The sequence below is a fragment of the Streptomyces sp. YJ-C3 genome, assembly GCF_053891275.1.
In genome coordinates, this window is sequence record NZ_CM132685.1 from 8,354,381 (window position 1) to 8,380,321 (window position 25,941).

A 25,941-nucleotide genomic window follows, 5' to 3' on the forward strand; every position below is an offset into this window, starting at 1 on the left:
CTGGGTGCGCCCGGCCGGCATGAAGTCCTCGCCGAACCGGCGTCGCTGGAAGGAGTGGGAGGACCGAGCGCTGCTCAGGCACAACAACCCCACCAGCGCCGCCGAAGAACTGGGCCGTTCCCTCCAGAGCTGCAGCTTGCGTCTCTGGCGACTGCGCACGGGGCAGGTACCGATGCCGCAACAGCCAGAAGGGCCCGAGCCGCCAACGGCTCGGGCCCTTCCATCCGTTCAGCCCTTCACACAGACGACCTGCTTCAGCTTCGCCACGACCTCCACCAGGTCCCGCTGCTGGTCGATGACCTGCTCGATCGGCTTGTACGCGCCCGGGATCTCGTCCACGACGCCGGAGTCCTTACGGCACTCCACGCCCCGCGTCTGCTCCTCCAGGTCGCGCGTCGAGAACCGCTTCTTCGCCGCGTTCCGGCTCATCTTCCGGCCCGCGCCGTGCGACGCGGAGTTGAAGGACGCCGCGTTGCCGAGACCCTTCACGATGTACGAACCCGTGCCCATGGAGCCCGGGATGATCCCGTACTCGCCCGAACCCGCGCGGATCGCTCCCTTACGGGTGACCAGCAGGTCCATGCCGTCGTAGCGCTCTTCGCTGACGTAGTTGTGGTGAGCACTTATCTCGGGCTCGAAGGTGACCTTCGCCTTCTTGAACTCTCGCCGGACAACGTCCTTCGAGAGCGCCATCATGATCGACCGGTTGTACTTGGCGTACTCCTGTGCCCAGTACAGGTCGTTGCGGTAGGCCGCCATCTGCGGCGTGTCCGCCACGAAGACCGCCAGGTCCCGGTCGACCAGACCCTGATTGTGGGGCAGGCCCTGCGCGACCCCGATGTGGTGGTCCGCAAGTTCCTTGCCGATGTTCCGGGAGCCCGAGTGCAACATGATCCATACAGAATCTGACGCATCTACACAGAGTTCCCAAAAGTGATTTCCCGACCCAAGTGTCCCCATCTGCCGCACAGCCCGCCCCTCCCGGAACTTCACGGACTCGGCAACCCCGTCGAACCGCCCCCAGAAGTCGTCCCAGCCGCCCGTGGCGAACCCGTGCAGCCGGCCCGGGTCGACGGGGTCGTCATGCATTCCCCGGCCCACCGGAATCGCCTGCTCGATCTTCGACCGCAGCCGCGACAGGTCCCCCGGCAGGTCGTTCGCCGTGAGCGACGTCTTCACCGCGCTCATCCCGCAGCCGATGTCGACCCCGACCGCCGCCGGGCACACCGCTCCCTGCATCGCGATCACCGAGCCGACCGTCGCGCCCTTGCCGTAGTGGACGTCCGGCATGACGGCGAGGCCCTTGATCCAGGGGAGGGTCGCCACGTTGCGGAGCTGCTGCATCGCGGCGTCCTCGACGGAGGCGGGGTCCGCCCACATCCGGATGGGCACCTTGGCGCCGGATACCTCTACATACGACATGAAATCCCCCGAAAATCGGCCTGGCTCAAGCAACTGGACTAGATGGATCAACTGGATTTATTGGACGTGAAGTTGGATAGCGCAAATACCGGAGCCAAGGTCGACGAAAGGGATGCCGGACCAGCGTCCACGGCGGTGCGTGCGATAGACATTGTCGTCACTGGTGGCCCTGTCGCGGCAACCGATTAACCAGGCGTAACCCGCCGAGAGGAGCCTTACGGTGCAGCGGAAGTCGTACGCGTACGTACCCGGCGTCGCCGTGCTCCTGACGGCGTTGCTCACCGGGTGCAGCGGGAGCTCCGGTTCCGACAGCGGCGTGGACGACTCCAAGCCGGGCGAGGTGAGCTCCTCGGCGTCGTCCGCGCAGCCCGGCAGGTACCGGACGCTGCCGGAGCCGTGCAGCCAGCCCGATCAGGCGATCCTGGACAAGATGCTCCCCGGTATCGCGAAGCTGCCGGACGAGCGGCAGCGGGAGAAGGCGTACGAGGGCACGGCGACGTCCACCTATGACACGGACCGGCGCGCGGGGTGCGGGTGGAAGGACGATTCGGCGCTGGGCGGCACGCACCGGCTGACGCTGGATTTCGAGCGGGTGGTGTCGTACGACGCGGCGGTCAGTGACGACTCGAGCGCTGAGGGTGTGTTCGCCGCGAAGCAGGAGCGTGCCGATCTGCCGGCTCCGTCGTCGACGGGGTCCGCGGCGGAGCCGGAGGGTTCGGACGCGGCGCAGGATTCGGGTGCTCCGAAGGACGGGCCGAGCGGGGCGGCGGTCTCGTCGTCCGCCTCGCCGTCGTCGTCGGTGTCGCCGTCGGAGCTGCAGCCGCGGACGCTGGACGGGCTCGGCGACGAGGCGTTCGTCGATGATGCGCTGTCGGGTCCTTCGGCGTCCCGGAGCCGGACGGTGACTGTGGTGTTCCGCACGTCGAACGCGTTGGTGACTGTCCAGTACATGGCGCAGCCGGGGGCGCCCGGTGAGGTGCCGGACAGCAAGGAAATGCAGGACACGGCGCTGGAACTGGCGCAGAAGCTGGTCGGGAAGTTCGGCGAGTAGGGCGGGTCGGGGGGCCGTCGCGGCTGTGGGGAAGTCGAGGCGTGCGGGTCGGCCACGGCGTACGGTGGCCCATCGGGCCCGGGTTCGTGGTGGCTGTGTGAAGAAGAGCCGCTGTGTTTCCGGGACCGTGCTTCTGTCAGCGTCCTAGTGAAGGAACCATGCACCGTCCGACCAAGCGACTCACCCGCACTCTTGTCTGCGCAGCCGCCGTGCCGGCGGTCCTCGTCGTAGCCGGCTGTTCGTCCGGCTCGGGTTCCGACTCCGGTGACGGGGCGAAGAAGGGGTCGGAGGCGAAGGCGTCCGCCTCGACCGCGAAGGACGCGGCGAAGAAGGTGGCGCCGGCGACGTACAAGGCGTTGCCGCAGGCGTGCTCGGCGATCTCGAAGAAGACGCTGGGCGATCTGGTGCCGAAGGGTGACAGCAAGGCGGGTGCGTCGGACGACGAGTCGACACGGGCGAGCTGTTCGTGGTCGAGCCTGGAGAACAATGGGGTCAAGGGGTCCCAGTTCCGTTGGCTGAATGTCTCGATGGTCCGGTTCGACTCGGATGTGAACCGGGGCAGCGGTGACAAGCTGGCGTCGGCGTACTACGCGAAGCAGGTCAAGGACGCGCAGGCGACGGAGGGCGCGAAGAGCGTGAAGACGTCGCCGGTGTCGGGTACGGGTGACGAGGCGACGCTGGTGCGCTTCGACAGCACGTACAAGGAGAAGAAGAAGGACGTCACGTCCAAGCAGCAGACGGTCGTCTCGCGCGTGGACAACGTGGTGGTGACGGTCAACTACAACGGTTCGGGGCTCGCGGGCGAGAAGACGCCGGACGCGGACGGGCTGTCGAAGGACGCGGAGAAGGCGGCGAAGGAGGCCGTGGCTTCGCTCGCGGATTCGGCGAAGGATGCGGCGCGGAGCGGTTCGCCGTCGGCGTCGCAGTCGTCCTCGGGGAAGCCGAAGGCTTCCGCGTCGGCTTCCGGGAAGGCGTCTTCGAAGGACGACGCGAAGGACAAGTAGTCGCTGTTTCCCCGTGGTTTGAGGAGCCCGGCCCCTTTTGGGTGCCGGGCTCCTGGCGTACCGGCACGCGGCCCTCCGCATGCATGTGCCAGTCTGTTGGGCGCAACATGCCGAACTGGGAGGGGAACTGGAGTGGCCGCGCCACTGAAGTTGACACGGACGCACCGGATACTCGTGGGCCTGGTCGTCGCCGGGGCAGTGATCATCGCTGGGATCGGTTTCGCCGGTTCGTACGCGGCTGTGCGTGAGCTGGCTCTCAAGAAGGGCTTCGGGAACTTCAGTTATGTCTTCCCGATCGGTATCGACGCCGGTATCTGTGTGCTGCTCGCGCTGGACCTGCTGCTGACGTGGATCCGGATCCCGTTCCCGCTGCTGCGTCAGACGGCGTGGCTGCTGACGGCGGCGACGATCGCGTTCAACGGTGCGGCGGCGTGGCCGGACCCGTTGGGCACGGGGATGCACGCCGTGATCCCGATTCTGTTCGTGGTCGCGGTGGAGGCGGCGCGGCATGCGATCGGGCGGATCGCGGATATCACGGCGGACAAGCACATGGAGGGCGTGCGCATCACGCGCTGGCTGCTGTCTCCGGTGCCGACGTTCCTGTTGTGGCGGCGGATGAAGCTGTGGGAGCTGCGGTCGTACGACGCGGTGATCAAGCTGGAGCAGGAGCGGTTGGTGTATCAGGCGCGGCTGCGGTCGCGGTTCGGGCGGGCGTGGCGGCGTAAGGCTCCGGTGGAGTCGCTGATGCCGTTGCGGCTGGCGCGGTACGGGGTGCCGTTGGCGGAGACGGCTCCGTCGGGTCTGGCGGCGGCCGGGATCGAGCCGCAGTTGCTGCCGCCGAGGCCGGTGGCCCCGGAGCTGGAGCGGTCGGCGCCGGTGGCGCCTGTTGCGCCGGTCGCGCCGACCGCTCCGGTGGAGGCGCCGGTGGAGGCGTCGGCGGAGGCTGTCGAGGAGGCTCCGAGCCAGTGGTTCGCGACGCCGCCGCAGGCGCAGCAGTATCAGGGCGGCTACGACCCGACGTACGTCCCGGAGCAGGAGCATCAGGGCTGGTACGAGGATCAGCCGCAGCAGATCCCGGTGCCGCGGCCGCGGGCTGCGGAGCCCGAGCCGGTGCCGGAGCAGGGTTTCGTGGAGCCGGAGTTCGTGGAGCCGGAGTTCCCGGTGCCGAACGGGGCCGGTGGGACGCGTCCGCTGGGTGAGGGCATCCAGGAGGTGGAGGCTGCGGCGCCGACCGAGGAGGATCTGTACCGGGTCTACCGGCAGGCCATACAGGGCGAGGGTGTGCCGTCGCCGGGGAGGTTCGCCGCGGACGTGGAGGATTCGTTCGGCCTCCGGCTCCAGCCGCGGGACGTGAACCGCTACGCCGAGCAGTTCGAGGCCCGCTACAACGCGGAGCTGATGGAGGACCACATCGCCTGAGAACCTGAGGACAGGCCCGAAGGGGCGGCACCGGGATTCCGGTGCCGCCCCTTCGGTTCTGCGTGTGCCGCTCAGGCGCCGAGCAGCTTGCGGACGCGGTCCGCGCCGACGGCGAGCAGCAGCGTGGGCAGGCGCGGGCCGGTGTCGCGGCCGACCAGCAGGTGGTAGAGCAGCGCGAAGAACGAGCGCTGGGCGGTCTTGATCTCCGGCGGCAGTTCCTTGGCGGTGGCGTCGGCGGGGAAGCCGGCCTGCACCTTGGGGACGCCGTAGACGTGGTGGGTCAGACCGTCGAGCGACCAGTGCTCGTCGAGGCCTTCGAGGAGGAGGCGGATCGATTCGCGGGACGGCTCGTCGAGGGCGGCCAGCGCTTCCGTGTCCGGTTCGGTCCGCACGATGGTGCGCGATTCGGCGGGCACGTACTTGGTGATCCAGGCCTCGGCCTTGTCGAGGCGGGGGCGGACCGTGGCGAGGTCGGTGACCGGGTTCTCCGGGTCGAGCTCGGCGAGGATGCGCAGGGTCTGCTCGGCGTCCCCGGCGGTGACGTCGGCGACGGAGGCGAGCGTGCGGTACGGCAGCGGGCGTTCGGTGCGCGGCAGTTCGCCGGCAGCGGTGCCGACGGCGCGGTGGTAGGCGGCCGCGTCCGCGGGCAGGACGCTGTCGTCGGCGACCTTGGCGGCGAGCTTGTCCCACTCGTCGTAGAGCCGCTGGATCTCCTGGTCGAAGGCGATCTTGAACGACTGGTTGGGGCGGCGGCGGGCGTAGAGCCAGCGCAGGATCTGCGGCTCCATGATCTCCAGCGCGTCGCCCGGGGTCGGGACCCCGCCCTTGGACGAGGACATCTTGGCCATGCCGCTGATGCCGACGAAGGCGTACATCGGGCCGATGGGCTGCTCGCCGCCGAAGATGCCGACGATCTGGCCGCCGACCTGGAAGGACGAGCCGGGGGACGAGTGGTCGACGCCGGACGGCTCGAAGATGACGCCTTCGTAGGCCCAGCGCATCGGCCAGTCGACCTTCCAGACCAGCTTGCCGCGGTTGAACTCGGTCAGCCGGACGGCCTCGGTGAAGCCGTCGAGGGTGCAGGTGTAGGACAGCTCGGTCGTCTCGTCGTCGTACGAGGTGACGGTGGTGAGGTCCTTGCCGCATTCGCCGCAGAACGGCTTGTACGGGTAGTAGCCGCCGGTGCCGCCGCTGCCGTCGTCCTCGGACGCGGCGCCGGAGCCCTCGGCGGCCTCCAGTTCGGCCTCGTCCTGCGGCTTCTGCTGCTTCTTGGCGGGGGCCTTCTTGGTGCGGTACTGGTCGAGGATCGCGTCGATGTCGCCGCGGTGCTTCATGGCGTGCAGGATCTGCTCGCGGTAGGTGCCCGCCGTGTACTGCGCGGTCTGGCTGATGCCGTCGAACTCGACGCCCATCGCGCCGAGCGCCTCGACCATGGCGGCCTTGAAGTGCTCGGCCCAGTTCGGGTAGGCGGAGCCGGCCGGGGCGGGGACGGAGGTGAGCGGCTTGCCGATGTGCTCGGCCCAGGACGCGTCGGTGCCGGGCACGCCGTTCGGGACCTTGCGGTAGCGGTCGAAGTCGTCCCAGGAGATCAGGTGCCTGACCTCGTGGCCGCGGCGGCGGATCTCGTCGGCGACCAGGTGCGGGGTCATGACCTCGCGCAGGTTGCCCAGGTGGATCGGGCCGGAGGGGGACAGGCCGGAGGCGACGACGACCGGTTTGCCCGGGGCGCGGCGCTCCGACTCGGCGATGACCTCGTCCGCGTATCGCGACACCCAGTCGGCGTGCTGGGCGCTCTGAGCGCTGCTGTCAGCCACGGTCGGCACGTCCTTCTTTCCTCGTTCTTCTCAGACCTGGTTCCGTCGGTGCGCCGACGGGCCCGCCGCCCATTGTCACCCGCGACGGTTCCTGCCGGAAAACGGATAGGTCCGCCGTACAACCTCAGGGGCCCCACGCGTGTCCTCACACCGTGATCACAGACAGATTCCGTGCAGGGCTGCGCCTGGGGGCCGCCGGCCTTGCGATGGCCCTGCCGTCGGCCTGCGTCCTCCTCGCGGCGCCCTCCGCCGCGGCCGCCGTGACCTGCGGCGACACCACTTTCAAGCGGACGTTCTACACGAATACCTCGTTCTCCGGCACGCCGAAGAAGACGGACTGCGACACCACCGTCGACCAGAAGTGGACCGGCGCGCCGCTCTCCGGGATGGCCACGAACAACTTCTCCGTCCGCTGGTCGCTCACCCGCGACTTCGGTTCGGGCGGCTGCTTCACCTACCGCCTCGCCGGTACGGACGGCCTGCGGCTGTACGTGGACGGCGTGCGCAAGGTGAACAAGTGGACGAACACCGGTGACGCCGGCAACAGCGTGCCGGGCACGTTCTGCATCGGCTCGGGCAGCCACACCGTCCGCGTCGACCACGTGAACTGGACGGGCCTGTCCCGGGTGAAGTTCACCTGGCCGGCCTCGTCCGACAGCAAGGCGCCGCTCGCGCCGACCGGCATCAAGGCCACGTACGACACGGCGACCGGTAAGGCGAACGCGAGCTGGACCAAGAACCGCGAGCTGGACATCGCCCACTACCGGGTCCTGGTGGAGACCGCCACGACCGGGGTGTCGCGCTGGACGACGACCGGCACCAGCACGTCGTACACGCTGCCGAAGGACGGCCAGAAGTACCGGTTCTGCGTCCAGGCCGTCGACAAGTGGACGAACTACGGCGCCACCGCCTGCGGCCCGTGGGTCACCCCGCCGGACACGACGGCCCCGGCGGTCCCGTACGTGGGTGCCTCGGACGTCTCGGTCTCCACGGTCCAGGGCGCGCCGCGCGTCAACGTCTGGCTGGGCCAGGTGCAGGCGTCCGACGGCCCCGTCTTCACGCTGTGGCGCGCCACGGCCGCGGCGGGCCCGTTCGCCAAGGTCGCCACCATGGATCTGCGCAAGACGCCGGGTGAGCAGTACCTGTACGACGAGACGCCCGCCGAGAAGCAGACGTACTACTACGCGGCGACGGCCACCGACGCGGCCGGCAACACCTCGGCGCGCACCACGCCCGTCGCGGTGACCACGCCGGACACGACGGCGCCGGGCGCGGTGACGGGCCTCGCGGCCAAGGCGGACACCGACAAGGTCGAGCTGACGTGGAGCGCGCCGTCCGACGACGCCGTGCGCTGGCAGGTGTACGGCGCCGACGGCAGCGCGAGCCCGGCCCTGCTGGGCACCGCCACGGCCGCCGAGTACCGCGACACCACGGCGAAGCCGGGCGTCACCCGTACGTACACCGTGTACGCCGTCGACGCGGCCGGGCACCGCTCCGCCGGGGTGAGGACCACCTCCCGCCGGCAGGTGGCGCCGGCCCTGCCCGTGTACCTGCGCCCGGACGCGGACGGCCGGCCGGAGCTGCGCTTCAGGGTGGCGGCGGACAACGATCACAGCGGCGGCTTCCGGGTCTACTCCGGCACCGCCGTCTCCACGGTCCGCACCACGCTGCGCGCCTGCGAGCCGAAGGAGATCCTCAGCACCTCCGCGTTCGTCGAGTACGGCTGCCTCCTCACCGACTTCGGCGGCTCGTCGGACCGGTATGTCACCGTGCTCGCGGTGGCCGCGAACGGCGTGACCTCGACCGATTTCAAGGCCGTGCGGTACGAGGACACCACCGCGCCGCCCGTGCCGGCGGGCTTCACCGCCACCTCCGAGCCGTGGGGCACGGCCCTGCGCTGGGACGCCTCCACGGCCGCCGACATCCGCTCGTACTGGCTGCGCGCGGGCCGTCCGGAGACGGTCGACGGGGTGCGGACCTGCGGGTCCGGCAACACCGAGGTCCTGAAGGGCGGTGTCACGTCCTTCCAGGACACGTCGGGCCTGCCGGACGGCGAGGAGCGCTGCTGGGAACTGCGCGCGGTCGACGGTGCGAACAACTACACCGAGGCCGTCACCGTCTACGCGACCGAGCAGGACAGCCGGCCCGCCGAGGCGACCGCGCCGGGCTCCCCGGTGGCCGGTTTCGACGCCACGGCGAACGCCGGTGACGTGGCCCTGAACTGGGACACGCTCGACGGCGCCACGGGCTACCGGGTCTACCGCTGGGACCGGGCCGCGGGCGCGTACGAGCGCATCGCCGAGGGCGCGCTGGAGAACCCGAACGCGGAGCAGTTCCGGCACTACCGTGACGAGCACGCCCCGGCCGGTACCACCGCCTACTACCGCGTGAGCGCGGTGTACGCGGACGGCACCGAGTCGGCTCCGGCGCTCGCGGCCGTGGCGCTGGCGCCCGCGCCCTGACGCAGCGGCCACCGGGGGCGGGCGGGAATCCATGCGACCGCCCGTCCGCCCCCGTGGGAGACTGGAGGAGTTTTCTCCTCCTGACTCCTACGAGCGGAACGGCATCTACTCCATGGCCTCGGTCACGTCCCTCACGTCCTCCGTCAACCAGCGTCTCGCCGACGCCCTCAGCGCCGCCCTCCCCGAGGCCGGTGCGGGCGCGGACCCGCTGCTGCGACGTAGCGACCGGGCCGACTACCAGGCCAACGGGATCCTGGCCCTCGCCAAGAAGGCGAAGGCGAACCCGCGGGAGCTGGCCACCCAGGTCGTCGAGAAGATCGTCAGCGGCGATCTGCTCGCCGACGTCGAGGTCTCCGGCCCCGGCTTCCTGAACGTCACGGTCACCGACCGGGCGATCACCGAGACGCTCGCGGCCCGCGCCGCCGACGGCGACCGGCTCGGTGTGCCGCTGAAGGAGCAGCCGGGCGTCACGGTCATCGACTACGCCCAGCCGAACGTGGCGAAGGAGATGCACGTCGGCCACCTGCGCTCGGCGGTCATCGGTGACGCGCTGCGCGGCATGCTCGACTTCACCGGCGAGCAGACGATCGGCCGGCACCACATCGGGGACTGGGGCACCCAGTTCGGCATGCTCATCCAGTACCTGATCGAGAACCCGGACGAGCTGGCCCCGGCCGACGAGGTCGACGGCGAGCAGGCCATGTCGAACCTGAACCGGATCTACAAGGCCTCCCGTGCGGTCTTCGACGCGGACGAGGAGTTCAAGGAGCGGGCCCGCAAGCGGGTCGTCGCACTGCAGTCCGGGGACAAGGAGACCCTCGACCTGTGGCAGCGGTTCGTGGACGAGTCGAAGGTCTACTTCTACTCGGTCTTCGAGAAGCTCGACATGGAGATCCGCGACGACGAGATCGTCGGCGAGTCCGCGTACAACGACATGATGGCGGAGACCGCGCGCCTCCTTGAGGAGTCGGGCGTCGCCGTCCGCTCCGAGGGCGCGCTCGTCGTCTTCTTCGACGACATCAAGGGCAAGGACGACCAGCCGGTGCCGCTGATCGTGCAGAAGAAGGACGGCGGCTTCGGCTACGCGGCGTCCGACCTCTCCGCGATCCGCAACCGCGTCGTCGACCTGCACGCCACGTCGCTGATCTACGTCGTGGACGTGCGCCAGTCGCTGCACTTCAAGATGGTCTTCGAGACGGCCCGCCGGGCGGGCTGGCTGAGCGACGACGTCACGGCCCACAACATGGGCTACGGCACGGTGCTCGGCGCGGACGGCAAGCCGTTCAAGACGCGTGAGGGCGAGACGGTGCGCCTGGAGGACCTGCTGGACGAGGCCGTGCAGCGGGCCGCCGAGGTCGTCCGGGAGAAGGCGATGGACCTCACCGAGGACGAGATCCAGGAGCGGGCCGCGCAGGTCGGCATCGGCGCGGTGAAGTACGCGGACCTGTCGACGTCGGCGAACCGGGACTACAAGTTCGATCTGGACCAGATGGTGTCGCTGAACGGCGACACGAGCGTGTACCTGCAGTACGCGTACGCCCGTATCCAGTCGATCCTGCGCAAGGCGGGCGAGACGCGTCCCGCCGCGCACCCAGAGGTCGCGCTCGCCCCGGCGGAGCGGTCCCTGGGCCTGCACCTGGACGCGTTCGGCGACCTGGTCTACGAGGCGGCGGCCGAGTACGCGCCGCACAAGCTGGCCGCGTACCTGTACCAGCTGGCCTCGCTGTACACGTCGTTCTACGACAAGTGCCCGGTGCTGAAGGCCGACACGGCGGAGCAGGTGGAGAACCGTCTGTTCCTGTGCGACCTGACGGCCCGGACGCTCCACCAGGGCATGGCCCTGCTGGGCATCCGGACCCCCGAGAAGCTCTGACGCGCGGTCCGAGGGCCCCGGCACGAGACCGTGCCGGGGCCTTCGGCGTGCTCGGGCTCAGGCGTAGTAGTGGATGGTCCCGCGCAGGGCGGAGGTACCGCCCTCACAGTGCTGGACGTAGGTCGCGGCGAACGCCCGCACGGTGCCGTCGTCGCCGCGCGTCAGCTTGGTGACGGTCAGTTCGCCGGTGCTCTGGTTGCAGCCGCGGCCGTTGCCGAAGACGTCGAGTCCGGCGACGCCGGGGCCGTGGGAGCGCTCGGTGCGGTAGGTGGTGCCTGCGGTGAGCTGTTCGCCGTCGGGCGGGGTGATGAGCGCCGTCCAGTCCTCGCGCTTGCCCGAGACGGAGTACTGCACGCCGTCGCCGTAGCCGGACAGGCCGAAGGTGCTGGTCGCGCCGGTGTGCGTCTGGGCCGCGCCCTGGCCGATGTAGTCGTCGGCGTCGCTGGTGTACGCGTACGACAGCGGGTAGGCCCGGTACTTGACCGTGCCCTTCAGCGCGGGCGCGTCGGCGCGCTCGCAGTGCTGGGTGTACGTGGCGTCCAGGAGGGTGATCGCGCCGGAGTCGTCCGTCGCGATCTGGTTGACCGAGAACTGGCCGTAGACCTCGTTGCAGCCGCGCCCGTCGCCGGAGACGTCCAGGCCCGGCGAGCGGCCGGTGCGGAACGGGGCGCGCTCGGCGTTGCGGTAGACGCCGGGGTGGAGCTTCTCGCCGGTGGGAGCGGCGAGTTCGACGTCCCACCAGGTGGTGTCGGTCGAGACGCGGAAGCGGACGTACTCGGCAGATCCCCCCGCCGTGACGGTGGCGTTCTGCGGCGTGAACGACGCCGAGGCGCCGCCGCCGATGTAGTCACCGGCCTGGCTGGTGTAGCTGTACTTCGTGATCGCGACCGGTGCCGCGGCGGCGCTCGCGGGTGCGGCGAGGGCCGTGGTGAGGCCGATCGTCGTGGCGAGTCCGGCGAGCAGACCGGCCAGTGTGCGGCGCCATCCTGTGCGTCTGGGCACGGATGCCTCCCCCTTCACATGCGTACGGGTACCCGCGGTGGGCACCCACGCCTCACGTAATCACGAACACACGATCGATTTCATGAACTCTCTTGGAATTTGGCGGGACTTGACCCAGTCACGCCTCGCCCAGGACGTCTGCCGGGGCCCCTTCATGAGCGCAGGGCGCGCCCCAGTCGGCGCAGCCCCTCCGCGATCTCCTCCGGCGTCTGTGTCACGTAGCAGAGCCGGAGGGTGCGGGGGTCGGGTGCGCCGGCGTAGAACGGTGCGCCGGGGACGTAGGCGACTTCTTGCTCAACCGCCTTGCTCAGCAGGGCGGTTGTGTCGTTTCCGGGGCTGTCGGGCAGCCGGGCCCACAGGAACATGCCGCCTTCGGGGCGGGTCCAGGTGGAGCCGTCGGGGAGGGCGTCGGGCAGGCCCGCGAGCATCGCGTCGCGGCGGGTGCCGTACTGCTCGGCGACCTTCGTGACGTGCGCGTCGAGGTCCCGGGTTGCCAAGTACCGTGCGGCGGCGAGCTGGTTGACGGTCGGGGTGTGCAGGTCGGCGGCCTGCTTGGCGACGGCGCAGGCGCGGCGGAGTTCCTTCGGCGCCCGCAGCCAGCCCAGGCGCAGGCCGGGCGCCATGACCTTGGAGAACGAGCCGAGGAGCACGGTGCGGTCGCGGGCGCCTTCGTACGTGGCGATCCAGGGCACGCGCTCGCCCTCGAAGCGGAGTTCGCCGTACGGGTCGTCCTCGACGATCCACAGTCCGCGGCGGGCCGCGACCTCGGCGACGGCGGCGCGGCGGGCGGCCGGCAGGGTGCGGCCGGTGGGGTTCTGGAAGGTGGGGACGGTGTAGAGGAGCTTGGGGCGGTGTTCGGCGGCGAGGGCGTCGAGGGCCTCGGGGTCGAGCCCGTCGTCGTCGCAGGGGACGCCGACGACGCGGGCGCCGGCGAAGCCGAAGGACTGAAGTGCCGCCAGATAGCAGGGGCTTTCGACGAGGACGGTGTCGCCCGGGTCGAGCAGGGCCGTCGCCAGGAGCGAGAGGGCCTGCTGCGAGCCGGTGGTGACGAGGAGGTCGTCGGCGGCGGTCGGCAGGCCGCGGGCCGTCGTGCGGTCGGCGAGCGCCTCGCGCAGGGCGGGTTCGCCCTCGGTGGTGGAGTACTGCAGGGCGCGGCCCGGATCGTGGGTGAGGACGTCGTCGAAGGCGGCCGCGATGCCGTCGGTGTCGAAGAGTTCGGGTGCGGGGAGGCCGCCCGCGAAGTTGATGAACGCGGGCCGGGCCGTCACCGCCAGGATGTCCCGGATCGGGGAGCCCCCGGTGGCGGTGACGCGGGCGGCGAGCGGGGCGGGTGGCACGGTGGCGGTCATGGTGCGGCGGATTCCTTCCCGGCGGACGGCTTTCCGCGACCTTAAAGAGGTCCGTGCCCTGTGCACATACCGTTTTCGCGATCCGGACAGGGCGGACAGGCCGGTCCGGGTCCGGCTACTGCTGTTCCACGCGCTCGGTCCATTCGCCGCCGCCCAGCGGATAGTCGTAGCCGGGGCGGCCGGTGTCGGCGCTGGTGCGGAACGAGGTGCCGTCGTTGTCGATGCGCACGGTGCCGCGGCGGTCGCCGCTGGACCACTCCAGGCTCAGGTTCCAGCGGACGTCGTGGGCCTTGGTGTGCGCGGTGACGTAGAAGACCTCGGGGTCGGACTCGCTGACCTTGTACGGGAAGTCGCGCTGCCCGTTCTTGACACCGGCGGCCGGATTCGCGGCGTCCAGGTTCACGTCGAACGACTTCGTCTCGACGCCGCCGCCGCAGCCGACGCCCATCGAGTAGTCGTTCCAGGCGAGCGGGGCGCCGGTGCTGACGACGTTGACGTGCAGGGCCTCCAGGACGACCGTGTCGGCGCCGGTGCCCTGCACGGTGAGGGCGAGGCGCTGCTCGCCGGAGGAGACCGCGCCGTACGCGGCGGCCCAGCGCGCGGCGCCCTGCTCGTCCGCGGGCGGGCCGACCTGGGCCGGTTCGCTGTCGACGAGGAAGTGCTGGCTGCACGGGCTGTCGTAGACGTAGGGGCGGGTGGCGACGGTGAGCGGGGTGCCGGTGGCGCCGCCGGTGGAGCGGGAGGGTGTGCCCGGGGCGGACGGGGCGGTGCTGTCCTCGGCCGGGGCGGACCTCGACGCGCTCGCGGAGCCGGACGGTGACGGGGTACGGGACGCGTGCCGTTCTCCGCCGGCGCCCGGGTCGGCCGGGGAGGTCGCGCCGACGGCCTGTTCGTCGCTGCCCCCGCCGCCGGAGGGCAGCTTCACGGCGAGGGCGACGGCGCCGAGGACGGCGGCCGCGGCGACGGCGGCGATGAGGGCGGTGCGTTTGCGGCGGGCCCGGGGTTCGGGGGCGCCGGGCAGATCGCGGGGCGCGTCGGCGTCGCCCTCCGGAGCGCCGGGAGCGGGTGCCGGTGTGACGGCGGCCGTCCCGGCTCCCTCGTCGGCGGCGTCACCGCCGCCGTCCGGGGCCGCTCCCGCCCGGCGCCCTCGCGCCGCGTCCGCCAGGATCCAGCGGCGGTGCAGTTCGACGAGTTCCTGCGGCCTCGCCCGGCACAGCCGCGCGAGGCGTTCCACCGGGGCGTAGTCGGCCGGTACCGCCGTGCCGTTGCAGTAGCGGTGCAGCGTCGACGTGCTCAGGTGCAGGCGCTTGGCGAGTGTCCCGTAGCTGAGCCCCGAGCGGTCCTTCAGCTCGCGCAGCAGCGTCGCGAAACCGTCCCCGGCGCCTTCCGCAGAGTCCCCTGACACCCGTTCCTCCACTCCCCCGTGTCCCACCCGAGCGTTCCAGGCGGCCTGCGTTCTCCCTGGTCAGAGCCCGTTTCGGCGTTCCAGCGTCCCGAACTGCCCGTGGATCGTGGCGGTTGGGACGGATCACCGCACAAGCTCTTGCCATCCAAGCACCACACCCACCGCAGCACCGAAGGGGATCTCCCGCATGTCCAGCATCCGTACCCGCCGTGTCCGCCGTGCCCGTCTCGCCACCGCCGCCGCGGGCGTCGCACTCGCCGCGTTCTCGCTGACCGCGTGCGACGACGGTTCGGGCGTCAAGGACGAGGGCCCGTCGGCGTCGGCCGGGGCCGGCAGGTCCGCCGACCCGGCCGGTTCCGCCTCCGCCTCCGCCGCGTCGGACGCGAAGCCCGGCCCGGCCGATGCGCGGCCCGCCGCCTCGAAGCCCGCGGTCTCCAAGCCCGGCGACGCGAAGCCGGACGCGTCGAAGCCCGCCGCGTCGAAGCCCGCGGCCTCCGGCAAGCGGGCCGTGTGCGACGGCTCCCGCACCAGGACGACGGCCGCGCCGGTCAACCGCCCGGTGAACCACATGCTCCTCACGGTCACCAACACCGGGTCCACGCTCTGCGACCTGTACTACTACCCGGCGGTGAAGTTCGGCGAGGCGCAGTCCGTGCCGCCGGTGATCGAGGACTCCCGGCCGCAGGCCGTGGTCACCCTCGCGCCCGGCGAGTCCGGCTACGCGGGCGTCGCCCTGTCCGCGACGGACGGCAGTGGCTCCAACGGCTACACGGCGAAGTCCCTCTCGGTGTACTTCGCGGGCCGCGGCGGCCTGTCCGGCCACGACGGCCCGGCCGCGCACCCGGCCCTCCCGGCCAAGGGCGTCTACCTCGACGACTCGGTCGAGGTCACGTACTGGCAGTCGTCGATGGACGACGCCCTGTCCTGGTGACGGGACCGCTTGGAGCGGGCCCGGCGGACCTGAGAGGCTCGGGCCCATGCCCTCTCCGTACGTCGATGAACTGGCCGCCCGCGCACGGACCCTGGCCTCGTCGGGCCCCCGCCGTGTCCTCGGCGTCGCGGGGCCGCCCGGCGCCGGGAAGTCCACGCTCGCCGAGGCGCTCGTGCGGGCCCTGGACGGTGTGGCCGCGCTCGTACCGATGGACGGCTTCCATCTCGCCGACGCCGAACTGGCCCGGCTGGGACGGGCGGACCGCAAGGGCGCACCCGACACGTTCGACGCGTACGGGTACGCGGCGCTGCTCGCGCGGCTGCGGGCGCCGGAGCACGGCGAGACGGTGTACGCGCCGTCCTTCGAGCGGGAGTGGGAGCAGCCGGTGGCGGGGGCGCTGCCGGTGCCGCTGGACGTCCCGCTGATCGTGACCGAGGGCAATTACCTGCTGCTGGACGAGGAGCCGTGGTCCACGGCGGTGCGGCCGCTGCTCGACGAGGTGTGGTGGGTGGCCGTGGACGACGGGGTGCGGGTGGAGCGGCTCGTCGCGCGCCATGTCGCCTTCGGCAAGTCCCCGTCGTTCGCCCGCGACTGGGTGCTGCGCTCGGACGAGGCGAACGCCCGCCGCGTCGCTCCCGGCCGGGACCGGGCCGATCTGGTCGTGGACCTGGACGCCGGGCGCCTGGTCACGCCAGGGCGGGCCAGCCGCGCCTGAAGTGCTCGAACGCGGCGGCCAGCGAGTCCCGCGGCGCCGGGTCGGTGGCGACGAGATCCGGCAGTTCCAGGACGTAGCGCGCCAGGATGCGCAGCGAGACGTCACCGGCGTCCTGGTCCGTCTCCTCGGCGACGACCCGGGCCAGCGCGCCCTCGCAGTTCACCCACAGGGTGCGGGCGTAGCGGCGCAGCGCGGGCGTGTTGACCACGAGGTCCAGCCTGCGCCGGAACTCGTTGTCGAGGTCGTCGGAGAACATGCCGCGCCCGGCCATGAACGAGTGCAGCGCGTCGAGGACGGACACCCCCTCCCCGCGCTCGCGCACCGCCCGCTCCAGTGACGCCTGCCGCTCCTCGCTGTCGCCGAGGATGAGCGCTTCCTTTCCGCCGGGGAAGTGCGCGAACAGCGTGGTCAGCGCGGTGTCGGCGGCGGCCGCGATCTCGGCCACCTTCACGTCGTCGTAGCCACGCTCCAGGAACAGGCTCAGGGCCGCGTCGGACAGCGCCTTGCGGGTGGCCGCCTTCTTCCGCTCCCGACGGCCCGGGGCCGCCGCCTTCGCTTGCGTCTGCGTCATGGCCCCAGCATACCCAGAGCTCCCCTAGCCACTTCAAAGTCGTAGCGATTGCGTTTTCGTAGTCACTATGTTTTTCTGAGATGGAGGCCGTCACACCACCCGGAAGGAGCCCGCCATGACGTCCACGACCAACCCCGCGGAGACGGCGGGGGCGGGATCTCCCACGACCCCCGCCGCCACGCTCTCCAAGGCCGCCTTCTGGGTGGTCCTCGCGCTCGTCCTGCTGGCCGACGCGCTCGACATGATCGATTCCACGGTCACCAACATCGCGGCGCCCACGATCGTCGGCGACATCGGCGGCGGCGAGGCCCTGATCAAGTGGCTCGGCTCGTCCTACGCGCTCGCCATGGGCGTGCTCCTGGTGATCGGCGGCCGGCTCGGCGACAAGTTCGGTCAGCGCCGCCTCTTCCTCGTCGGCATGACGGGCTTCACGCTCGCCTCCGCCGTCTGCGGACTCTCCCCCGACCCGGCGCTGCTGATCGTGGCGCGCGTGCTCCAGGGCGCCTTCGGCGCGCTGCTCATCCCGCAGGGCATGGCGATCATGGCCCGGAACTTCTCGCGGGAGCAGATGGGCAAGGCGTTCAACCTGTTCGGCCCGCTGCTCGGCCTGTCCACGGTGGGCGGCCCGATCCTCGCCGGGTTCCTCATCGACGCCGATGTCGCCGGGCTGTCCTGGCGCCCGGTCTTCCTGATCAACCTGGTCCTCGGCACCCTCGGCGTCCTCGCGGCGGCGAAGCTGCTGCCGCACGACGAGGGCGACCGCTCGGTGACGGTCGACGGGCGCGGCTCCGCGCTGCTGGCCGTGACCATGTTCGGCCTGATGCTGGGCCTCATCGAAGGCTCCACGAACGGCTGGGGCGTCCTGTCGATCGGCTCGCTCCTCGTCGGCGCCGTGTTCCTCGCGCTGTTCGCCCGCCGCCAGCACACCGCCCCCGAACCCCTGATCAAGCCGTCCCTGTTCCACAACAAGGGCTTCACCTCGGGCCTGTTCGTCGGGCTGCTCTACTTCGCCGTGACGTCCGGCCTGCTCTACGTGATCTCCCTCTTCATGCAGCAGGGCCTCGGCGCGAGCCCCGCCGACGCCTCGCTCGGCCTGCTCCCCCTCACCCTCGGCATCATCGTCGCGGCGTTCGCGAGCATGGGCGGCCTGACCAAGAAGCTCGGCCGGAACCTGATCGCGGCCGGCATGCTGCTGTCCCTCGCGGGCGGCGGCTGGCTGCTCGCCCTGGTCCTCGCGCAGGGCACCTCGCTGTCCCTGTGGACGATGGCCCCGGCCGTCTTCGTGACCGGCCTCGGCATGGGCTGCTGCTTCGGCACGATCTTCGACATCGCGATCGGTGACGTGTCCGGCGACGAGGCGGGCAGCGCGAGCGGCTCCCTGACCGCGGTCCAGCAGCTGGCCAACGGCCTCGGCTCGGCCGTCGTCACCACGGTCTACTTCCACACCGGCGCCCCCGCCCACGCCATGACCGTCTCGCTGATCGTGGTCCTGGCCGTCACCGCGGCCTGCCTCCCGGCCCTGCGACTGCTGCCCCGCCGCGCCCCCGAGGAGCCGCACGGCCACTGAGGCCGGGCGCGACCGACGACCGCGGGGCCGGGCCCGGGCCCGGCCCCGCTCAAGCCCCCCGCCGCAGCTCCCGCTTCACCACCTTCCCGCTCGCGTTCCGCGGCAGCTCCGTGACGAACTCGACGGAGCGCGGCACCTTGAAGTTCGCCATCTCGCGCCGGGCCCACGCGATCAGGTCGTCGCCGGTGAGCACCGTGTCCCGGCGCCGCACCACGTACGCCCTGCCCACCTCACCGAGCCGCCCGTCCGGCACACCCACCACCGCGACGTCGGCGACGCCCGGGTGCAGGCCCAGCAGCTGCTCTATCTCCGCCGGGTACGCGTTGAAGCCGCCGACGATGAACATGTCCTTGATGCGGTCGGTGATCCGGAGATAGCCGTCGGCGTCCATCACCCCGACGTCGCCCGTGCGCAGCCAGCCGTCCGCCGTGACCGCCTCCGCCGTCGCGGCCGGGTCCTCGAAGTACTCCCGCATGACGTTGAACCCGCGGACCAGGACCTCCCCGGGTTCGCCCGGCCCGGCCGACTCCACGCGGACCTCGGTGCCGGGGATGGCCCGCCCCGAGGTCTCCGCGATCAGCTCGGCCGGGTCGCCGCGCCGGCACATCGTGACGATGCCGCTGGCCTCCGACAGCCCGTACGCGGTGAGCACCGTGTCGATGTGCAGTTCGCCGCGCAACCGCTCGACCAGCCGCAACGGCACCACGGCCGCCCCCGTCACGACGAGCCGCAGCGCCGACAGGTCGTGGGCGTCGCGGCCCGGATGGTCGAGCAGGGACTGGTGCAGGGTGGGCGGGCCGGGGAGGACGGAGATGCGTTCGGCCGCGATGTTGGCCAGGGCCGTGTCCACGTTGAAGACGGGCTGCGGGACCATCGTCGCGCCGCGCATCAGGCAGGCGATGATCCCCGCTTTGTAGCCGAAGGTGTGGAAGAAGGGGTTCACGATCAGATAGCGGTCGCCCTCGCGCAGCCCGGCCAGCTCCGACCAGATCTCGTAGCCGCGCAGCGTCTGCAGGTGGGTGATGACCGCGCCCTTGGGCCGCCCGGTCGTGCCGGACGTGAAGATGATGTCCGACGGCCAGGAGGGGGCGATCGTGGCGGAGCGCTCCCGCACCTCCTGCCCCGTCACCTCGTCCCCGGCCGCCAGGAACTCCTTCCACGTGCGGTATCCGGGCACGTCGGGCGCGCTGTCGCCGAGCACCACCACCTGTTCCAGGCAGGGCAGTTCGGCCCCGGCCTGGTGCGCGCGGCGCAGTGAGGCCACGTACGACGTGCCGAGGAAGGTGCCGGTGACGAAGAGGAGCCGGGCCCGGGAGCGGGCCAGGATGTCGGCGGCCTCGGTGCCCTTGAAGCGGGTGTTGAGGGGGACGAGGACGGCGCCCGCGGTCACCGCGCCGAGCGCCGAGACGATCCAGTCGAGGGTGTTCGGGGCCCAGATCGCGACGCGGTCGGCGGGCTCGACACCGGTGGCCAGACAGGCCGCGGCGGCCCGCTCCACCCGCTCGCCGAGCTCCGCGTACGTGATCCGGGTGCGCCCGTCGACGACCGCCTCCCGGCCGCCGTGCCGCTCGGCCGCGTCCCGCACCAGCTCCGGGATCGTTCCCCACTCGCCATCCGTACGCATCGAGCGACCTCCCACAACGGCATAGCTGACTATCCGTCAGATTAGCTGTAGCCTGACGCGCTGTCAGTACAGGGATCCAGGTGGGGGTGCCCATGTCGGGACTCAAGGACGCGACAGCGATCGTCGGCATAGGTCAGACGGCGTTCGCCAGACAACTCCCGGAATCCGAGAAGACGTTGGCGTGCCGGGCGATCCTCGCCGCACTCGACGACGCGGGCATCGCGCCGTCCGAGGTCGACGCCTTCGCCTCGTACACGATGGAGGAGACGGACGAGGTCGAGATCGCCAAGGCGATCGGCGCCGGCGATGTCACCCACTTCAGCAAGGTCGGCTACGGCGGCGGCGGTTCCTGCGCGACCGTCGCCCATCTCGCCTCCGCGATCGCCACCGGACAGGCGAGCGTCGGCATCGCCTGGCGCTCGCGCAAACGGGGCAGCGGGCCACGCCCGTGGAAGAACACCACCGTCCAACTGCCCACGCCCGCCCAGTGGACCCGGCCGTTCGGGCTGCTGCGCCCCGCCGACGAGATCGGCATGCTGGCCCGCCGCTACATGCACGAGTACGGCGCGACCCGCGACCACCTCTTCAACGTCGCGCTGGCCTGCCGCAACCGGGCCAACCAGAACCCGGCCGCGATGATGTACGAGCGCCCCCTCACCCGGGACATGTATATGACGGCCCGCTGGATCAGCGAGCCGCTCTGCCTGTTCGACAACTGCCTGGAGACGGACGGCGCGCTGGCCTGCGTCGTCGTCTCCGCCGAGCGGGCCCGTGACTGCCGCCAGAAGCCGGTCTACGTCCACTCCGCCGCCCAGGGCCTGCCCGCCCAGCACCACGGCATGGTCAACTACTGGAACGACGACCCGCTCACCGGCCCCGCCTGGACGGCGGCCCGCCACCTGTGGAAGAACTCCGACCTCGCCCCCGAGGACGTCGACGTCGCCCAGATCTACGACGCGTTCACCCCGCTCATCCCGCTCTCCCTGGAGGGCTACGGCTTCTGCGGGCGCGGCGAGGGCGGCGCGTTCACCGAGGGCGGCGCCCTGGAGATCGGCGGACGGCTGCCGATCAACACCGGCGGCGGCGGCCTCTCGGAGGCGTACGTCCACGGATTCAACCTGATCAACGAGGGCGTGAAGCAGCTGCGGGGCGTCAGCACGGCTCAAGTCCCGGACGCGGCCACGTGCCTGGTGACGGCCGGCGAGGGAGTACCCACGTCGGCACTGCTGCTCCGAGCCGCCTAGGGGCGCGGGGAACTGCGTGAGCAACCACCCGCGATCCGCACCCCGAAAGGAACAGACCATGGCAGACGCACCCGAGAGCGCAGCCCTCCTGACCCCCACCCCCGACGACGACGGCGCCCCCTTCTGGGACTACGCCGCCCAGCACGAACTCCGCGTCCAGGCCTGCGCCGACCCCGAGTGCGCACAACTCCGGTTCCCGCCACGGCCGTGCTGCCCCCACTGCCAGTCCTTCGACAGCGAATGGCGCAGGATGAGCGGCCACGGAAAGATCTGGTCGTACGTCGTCCCGCACCCCCCGCTGCTCCCGGCCTACGCCGCCCAGGCCCCCTACAACGCGATCATCGTCGAACTCGCGGACGCGCCGCAGATCCGCCTCGTCGGCAACCTGGTCGCCTCCGCCGACGCCCGCCTCGACTCGGTCGACCCCGAGCGCCTCCGGATCGGGGCCCGCGTCCAGGTCGTCTTCGCGCAGGTCGACGGCGTCACCCTGCCCCGCTGGGTGCTGGAGCGGCCATGACCCTGCGCACGGAGACCGACAAGGAGACCGGGGTGGCCGTGGTCACCCTGGACCGCCCGCACCGCCACAACGCCATCGACGCGGCGACGGCCGTCGAACTGGCCGAGGTCTGGCGGCAGTTCCGCTTCGACGACGGCGTACGGGCGATCGTCCTGACCGGCGCCGGCGAGCGCGCGTTCTGCACCGGCATCGACCGCGACACGGACGTCCCCCAGCCGAACTCCCCGTTCTCGATGGACGATCCGCTCCTCACCATCGGCCCGAAGGCCAACGACCTGTGGAAGCCGGTGATCGCCGCGGTGCGGGGCATGGCCTGCGGCGGAGCGTTCTACCTGCTGGGCGAGGCCGAGTTCGTGATCGCGGACGAGACGGCCACGTTCTTCGACCCGCACACCACGTACGGCATGGTCTGCGCGTACGAGTCCGTGCACCTGGCGCAACGCATGCCGCCCGGCGAAGTGGCGCGGCTCGCACTGATGGGGTCGGCGGAGCGGATGTCCGCGCACCGGGCGCACCAGACGGGCCTGGTCAGCGAAGTCACCCCGCCGGGCGGCGCGTTGGAGGCGGCCGTGCGGTGCGCGGGCACGATCGCCTCGTACCCGACGGAGGCGGTGCAGGGCACGGTGCGGGCGGCGTGGGCGGCCACGGAGCCGTCCCGGGCCCACGCCTTCGCGCAGGCCCCGCATCTGATCGCCCTCGGGAACCTGCCGCCGCAGCGGCAGGCGGGGCTCTTCAACTCCCGTACGGCCGGGGACTTCCGGGTGCGGTAGCCGTCAGGTCTGCGGGAGCGCCTCGGGGTCGACGTCGCAGTGGTCCACCCGGGCGGCCAGGGCGTCGCCGCCGACCGGCACCTTCGTGGTCACCTTGCCCTTCGCGACCACCTTGACCTCGTGGAACAGCGCGTTCACCGTGCCGCCGCTCGCGTCCAGGAAGGAGACGTGGACGTCGAACCGTACGGACCTGCTGTTGGGGTTGCGGATCTCGACGGTGGCGTACGGCGTCTTCGCGTCGGCGCACGCGATCAGGCGCGCGGTGCCGTCCTGCAGGGTCCTGCCGCTGCCGGTCGCGGACGACGTCGGCGTGGAACGGTAGTGGGGCCGCCGCGTGTAGCTGCTGCCGCCCGACGAGGACCCCGACGAGCCGCTGCCGTACACGTCGTCATCGTCGTCGTACGACGAGCCGGACGTGCCCCCGGACGTCGACGAGTGCGACGAACTGTCGTGGCTCTGCGAGGAGCTGCTGCACCCGCCCCCGCCGCTGCTGTGTCCCCGTGAGTGCCCGTGCCCGCGGCCGGTGGAGAAGCCCGTCAGGGCCAGGACCACTATGCCGGCGAGTGCCGTCAGTTTGATTCCCCGTTTCATCACGCCGGGGACCCTACCCACCGCACCGCGGCGGGCACGCACGCGGTGCGGCGTCTGTTGCGAGAGCCGGACACTTGTGACCGCGGGACCGCCTAACGGCTGGTCCCCGTCCCCTTCTCCGCGTCCAGGGCGTACACGCAGCGGTCCTTGCTGCACGCGTACACGACACCGTCCCGCACGACCGGCGTCCCGGTGATCTCGCCGCCCGTGGCGAGCTTCCACCGCAGCCGCCCGTCGTCCGCCTTCAGCGTGTACAGCAGGTGGTCCGTCGAACCGAAGTGCACCCGCCCGTCGGCGACCACCGGCGAGCCGACGATCTCCCCGCCGGCCTGGAAGCGCCACTTCGGCGTGCCCGTGACGGCGTCCAGGGTGTACAGGCCCTGGCCGCTGCCGACGTGCACGTGGCCGTGCGAGACCAGCACCGGGTCGATCGTCGCGGGCCGCGGCTCCGTCGCGATGCGCCAGCGGTCGCGGCCGTCCGTGGCGTCGAGCGCGTACACGGTGCCGAGGTGGTCGGCGAGGTACACGCCGCCGCCGGCCACCGCGGGGCCGGGCGCGTACGCGGGCGGGCAGAGGAACACCGCGGGCGCCTCGAAGTGCCAGCGGACGTGCCCGGAGCCGGCCTCGACGGCCAGCACGCGGGTGCCCGCGGAGATGTACACGTAGCCGTCGGGCGCCGGGGTCAGCCGGACCGGGACGCCGCCGCAGGACGCCGCGTCGCCGATCGGGTACGACCAGCGCTCCTCACCCGTACGGGCCTCCAGGGCGCGCAGCCGCGCGTCCTGCCACACGTACACCGTGCCGTCGTGGACGACGGGTCCCGCCTCGGGCGCCTCGAAGTCGGTCTGGCAGCCGGTGATCTCCCAGAGCAGGTCGCCGTTGGCGGCCTCGCGGGCCTGGACGCCGCCGCCGCGGGTGGCGGTGACGACGGTGCCGCGGTCGGCCTGCAGGGCGTACACCCACGCGTCGGTGCCGAGGCGCCACAGGTCGCCGCCGTCGCGGGCGTCGAGCGCCCACAGGGTCGGGCCGTCGGAGGCATGGACGCGGCCGTCGGCCACCGCCATGGACCAGGCGACGTCGCGGGTCTTGAAGCGGCGCCGCCCGGTGGCCACGTCGAGCGCGTGGACCTCGAAGGACGTGACGTAGACCAGGTCACCGGCGACGGTCGGCGTGCCCCACACGTCGTTCGACATCCGGAACCGCCAGGGCCGCCAGGCCGTGGCCTCGGCCTGCGCGGGCACGGGCACGACGGGGTCCGTCGACCCGTTCACGGCGGGCGCGGCGGCCTTGGACCGGGACCAGGACGCGACCAGGCCCGACTCGGCGGGCGGCGCCTTCACTGCGGCGGCCCGCGCGTCGGCGACCCGCGGTCCCGGCCCGATCGGCACCTGCGCCCCGGCCAGGTGGACCGGGCCGTCGGCGGCGCCGAGGCCCGTCCCGGCCACGACCGGCGAAGGGCGCCAGCCGTCGGTCGACACGGGGGCCGGCGGCTGCGGCGGCATCGCGGGCACCGGGGTGCCGTGCCCCGGGGTCCGGGCGGTCGGCGGCTTCACGGTGGGGCGGCCGCCGCGGCGCGACTCGATCAGCGCGACGGACCGCTCGGGCAGCCACGCCGACGCCGTACCGCTGTCGTCGCTGCCGGAGCCGAACAGGTGCGGCGCGAGCTGGGACTGCAGGTCGGCGGGCGAGGGCCGCAGCGCCGCCTCCATCTGCATGCACGACTCGATGAGCGACCGCAGCTCCTGCGGCAGTCCCTCCAGGTCGGGGCCCTCGCGCAGCAGCATGAAGACCGTCTCGACGGGGTTCGCGCCGTGGAACGGGGCGTGCCCGGTGGCGGCGAACACGAGCGTCGAGCCGAGCGAGAAGACGTCCGAGGCGCCGGTGACGCTGCGGGAGTCCTTCGCCTGCTCGGGCGACATGTACGCGGGGGTGCCCACGGCCACGTTCGTCATGGTCAGGCGGGTGTTGGAGACGCCGGACGCGATACCGAAGTCGATGACGCGCGGGCCGTCCTCGACGACCAGCACGTTCGACGGCTTGAGGTCGCGGTGGACCAGGCCCGCGCCGTGGATGGACTGCAGGGCCTCGGCGACGCCCGCCGCGAGCCAGCGCACCGCCTGGGCCGGCAGCGGCCCGCACTCATTCACTATTTCCTCGAGGGAGGGCGCCGGGACGTACGCGGTGGCCAGCCAGGGCACGGCCGCGCGCGGATCGGCGTCGACGACCGCGGCCGTGTAGAAGCCGGACACCGCCCGGGCCGCCTCGACCTCGCGCGTGAAGCGCACCCGGAACAGCTGGTCCTCGGCCAGTTCCGTACGCACCGTCTTGATGGCCACGCGCCGGCCGGACGCCGAGCGTGCCAGATAGACCAGACCCATGCCGCCCGCGCCGAGCCGTCCCAGGACCTCGAACGGACCGATCCGCCTCGGATCGTGCTGCGTCAGCTGATCCACCACTTGCCTGCCACCTCCCCGTGCGATGCCGGAACCCCCGGGTTCCAGGTCCACCGCACATACGGCCCCCGTCAGCGTCTCACCACCGCAGCGCTACGGCGGCACGCACCCTGATTCTTCCTGCCGGAGGCGCTGGTGGCGAACCCGGGGGCATATC

General features: G+C 71.7%; 20 protein-coding genes. 11 read left to right on the forward strand and 9 right to left on the reverse strand.

The features are described from left to right. Window positions 1-228: 228 nt before the first annotated feature. Window positions 229-1,422, reverse strand: coding sequence for an RtcB family protein (locus ACVHNB_RS37855; RefSeq protein WP_456226905.1), 1,194 nt, complete (start codon window positions 1,420-1,422; stop codon window positions 229-231). A gap of 220 nt (window positions 1,423-1,642) precedes the next feature. Here ACVHNB_RS37855 and ACVHNB_RS37860 point away from each other — a divergent pair, with 220 nt between their 5' ends. From ACVHNB_RS37860 to ACVHNB_RS37870, 3 genes are all read left to right on the forward strand, one after another. Then, on the forward strand, window positions 1,643-2,473 hold the full coding sequence (locus ACVHNB_RS37860; protein WP_428954072.1) for a DUF3558 domain-containing protein: 831 nt from the start codon (window positions 1,643-1,645) through the stop codon (window positions 2,471-2,473). 158 nt (window positions 2,474-2,631) lie between these two features. Continuing rightward, window positions 2,632-3,477 (forward strand): DUF3558 domain-containing protein, encoded by an 846-nt coding sequence (locus ACVHNB_RS37865; RefSeq protein WP_456226906.1) that lies wholly within the window; start codon window positions 2,632-2,634, stop codon window positions 3,475-3,477. A gap of 132 nt (window positions 3,478-3,609) precedes the next feature. Continuing rightward, window positions 3,610-4,896: a DUF2637 domain-containing protein gene (locus ACVHNB_RS37870; protein ID WP_456226907.1), complete on the forward strand. Its 1,287-nt coding sequence runs from the start codon at window positions 3,610-3,612 to the stop codon at window positions 4,894-4,896. A 71-nt stretch (window positions 4,897-4,967) separates the two neighbouring features. Here ACVHNB_RS37870 and lysS read toward each other — a convergent pair whose 3' ends face one another. After that, window positions 4,968-6,710, reverse strand: a complete 1,743-nt coding sequence (lysS, locus tag ACVHNB_RS37875) for a lysine--tRNA ligase (RefSeq protein ID WP_456226908.1) — start codon at window positions 6,708-6,710, stop codon at window positions 4,968-4,970. Between the two features lie 152 nt (window positions 6,711-6,862). Between lysS and ACVHNB_RS37880 the strand changes: the two genes are divergently transcribed. Together ACVHNB_RS37880 and argS are read left to right on the forward strand one after the other, a co-directional pair. After that, complete coding sequence (locus ACVHNB_RS37880; RefSeq protein ID WP_456226909.1) at window positions 6,863-9,172, forward strand: PA14 domain-containing protein; 2,310 nt, start codon at window positions 6,863-6,865, stop codon at window positions 9,170-9,172. Window positions 9,173-9,284: 112 nt separating this feature from the next. Then, window positions 9,285-11,045, forward strand: coding sequence for an arginine--tRNA ligase (argS, locus tag ACVHNB_RS37885; protein ID WP_456226910.1), 1,761 nt, complete (start codon window positions 9,285-9,287; stop codon window positions 11,043-11,045). A 57-nt stretch (window positions 11,046-11,102) separates the two neighbouring features. Here argS and ACVHNB_RS37890 read toward each other — a convergent pair whose 3' ends face one another. The 3 genes from ACVHNB_RS37890 to ACVHNB_RS37900 all read right to left on the reverse strand — a co-directional run bounded on the left by ACVHNB_RS37890 (window position 11,103) and on the right by ACVHNB_RS37900 (window position 14,801). Continuing rightward, the gene (locus ACVHNB_RS37890) at window positions 11,103-12,047 is read right to left on the reverse strand and encodes a hypothetical protein (RefSeq protein ID WP_428954066.1); all 945 of its coding nucleotides are present in this window, start codon (window positions 12,045-12,047) and stop codon (window positions 11,103-11,105) included. Between the two features lie 152 nt (window positions 12,048-12,199). Then, the gene (locus ACVHNB_RS37895; RefSeq protein WP_428954065.1) at window positions 12,200-13,396 is read right to left on the reverse strand and encodes an aminotransferase-like domain-containing protein; all 1,197 of its coding nucleotides are present in this window, start codon (window positions 13,394-13,396) and stop codon (window positions 12,200-12,202) included. Window positions 13,397-13,511: 115 nt separating this feature from the next. After that, a complete protein-coding gene (locus ACVHNB_RS37900) occupies window positions 13,512-14,801 on the reverse strand; it encodes a helix-turn-helix domain-containing protein (protein WP_456226911.1) in 1,290 nt (429 codons plus the stop codon). Window positions 14,802-14,988: 187 nt separating this feature from the next. On the opposite strand from ACVHNB_RS37900, the gene ACVHNB_RS37905 reads away from it, so the two are divergent. Then, entirely contained in the window at window positions 14,989-15,732 is a 744-nt protein-coding gene (locus tag ACVHNB_RS37905) for a DUF4232 domain-containing protein (protein WP_456226912.1), read from the forward strand. Between the two features lie 46 nt (window positions 15,733-15,778). Then, window positions 15,779-16,447, forward strand: coding sequence for a nucleoside/nucleotide kinase family protein (locus tag ACVHNB_RS37910; RefSeq protein WP_456226913.1), 669 nt, complete (start codon window positions 15,779-15,781; stop codon window positions 16,445-16,447). Here ACVHNB_RS37910 and ACVHNB_RS37915 read toward each other — a convergent pair. Beyond that, entirely contained in the window at window positions 16,419-17,018 is a 600-nt protein-coding gene (locus ACVHNB_RS37915; RefSeq protein ID WP_428954060.1) for a TetR/AcrR family transcriptional regulator, read from the reverse strand. The two genes, ACVHNB_RS37910 and ACVHNB_RS37915, sit on opposite strands and share 29 nt — an antisense overlap. A 115-nt stretch (window positions 17,019-17,133) precedes the next feature. On the opposite strand from ACVHNB_RS37915, the gene ACVHNB_RS37920 reads away from it, so the two are divergent. Beyond that, window positions 17,134-18,585, forward strand: coding sequence for an MFS transporter (locus tag ACVHNB_RS37920; RefSeq protein ID WP_456226914.1), 1,452 nt, complete (start codon window positions 17,134-17,136; stop codon window positions 18,583-18,585). 49 nt (window positions 18,586-18,634) lie between these two features. On the opposite strand, the gene ACVHNB_RS37925 is transcribed toward ACVHNB_RS37920, so the two are convergent. Next, complete coding sequence (locus ACVHNB_RS37925) at window positions 18,635-20,209, reverse strand: FadD3 family acyl-CoA ligase (protein WP_456226915.1); 1,575 nt, start codon at window positions 20,207-20,209, stop codon at window positions 18,635-18,637. A 92-nt stretch (window positions 20,210-20,301) separates the two neighbouring features. Between ACVHNB_RS37925 and ACVHNB_RS37930 the strand changes: the two genes are divergently transcribed. From ACVHNB_RS37930 to ACVHNB_RS37940, 3 genes are read left to right on the forward strand one after another with little or no spacing between them, the layout of a single operon-like run. Further along, on the forward strand, window positions 20,302-21,453 hold the full coding sequence (locus ACVHNB_RS37930; RefSeq protein ID WP_428954057.1) for a lipid-transfer protein: 1,152 nt from the start codon (window positions 20,302-20,304) through the stop codon (window positions 21,451-21,453). 58 nt (window positions 21,454-21,511) lie between these two features. After that, on the forward strand, window positions 21,512-21,970 hold the full coding sequence (locus ACVHNB_RS37935; protein WP_428954056.1) for a Zn-ribbon domain-containing OB-fold protein: 459 nt from the start codon (window positions 21,512-21,514) through the stop codon (window positions 21,968-21,970). After that, a complete protein-coding gene (locus ACVHNB_RS37940) occupies window positions 21,967-22,740 on the forward strand; it encodes an enoyl-CoA hydratase/isomerase family protein (protein ID WP_456226916.1) in 774 nt (257 codons plus the stop codon). Before ACVHNB_RS37935 ends, ACVHNB_RS37940 begins: the two co-directional genes overlap by 4 nt. 3 nt (window positions 22,741-22,743) lie before the next feature. On the opposite strand, the gene ACVHNB_RS37945 is transcribed toward ACVHNB_RS37940, so the two are convergent. Together ACVHNB_RS37945 and ACVHNB_RS37950 are read right to left on the reverse strand one after the other, a co-directional pair. Further along, complete coding sequence (locus ACVHNB_RS37945; protein ID WP_456228993.1) at window positions 22,744-23,331, reverse strand: hypothetical protein; 588 nt, start codon at window positions 23,329-23,331, stop codon at window positions 22,744-22,746. A 92-nt stretch (window positions 23,332-23,423) separates the two neighbouring features. Then, entirely contained in the window at window positions 23,424-25,787 is a 2,364-nt protein-coding gene (locus ACVHNB_RS37950; RefSeq protein ID WP_456226917.1) for an outer membrane protein assembly factor BamB family protein, read from the reverse strand. Window positions 25,788-25,941 lie beyond the last annotated feature (154 nt).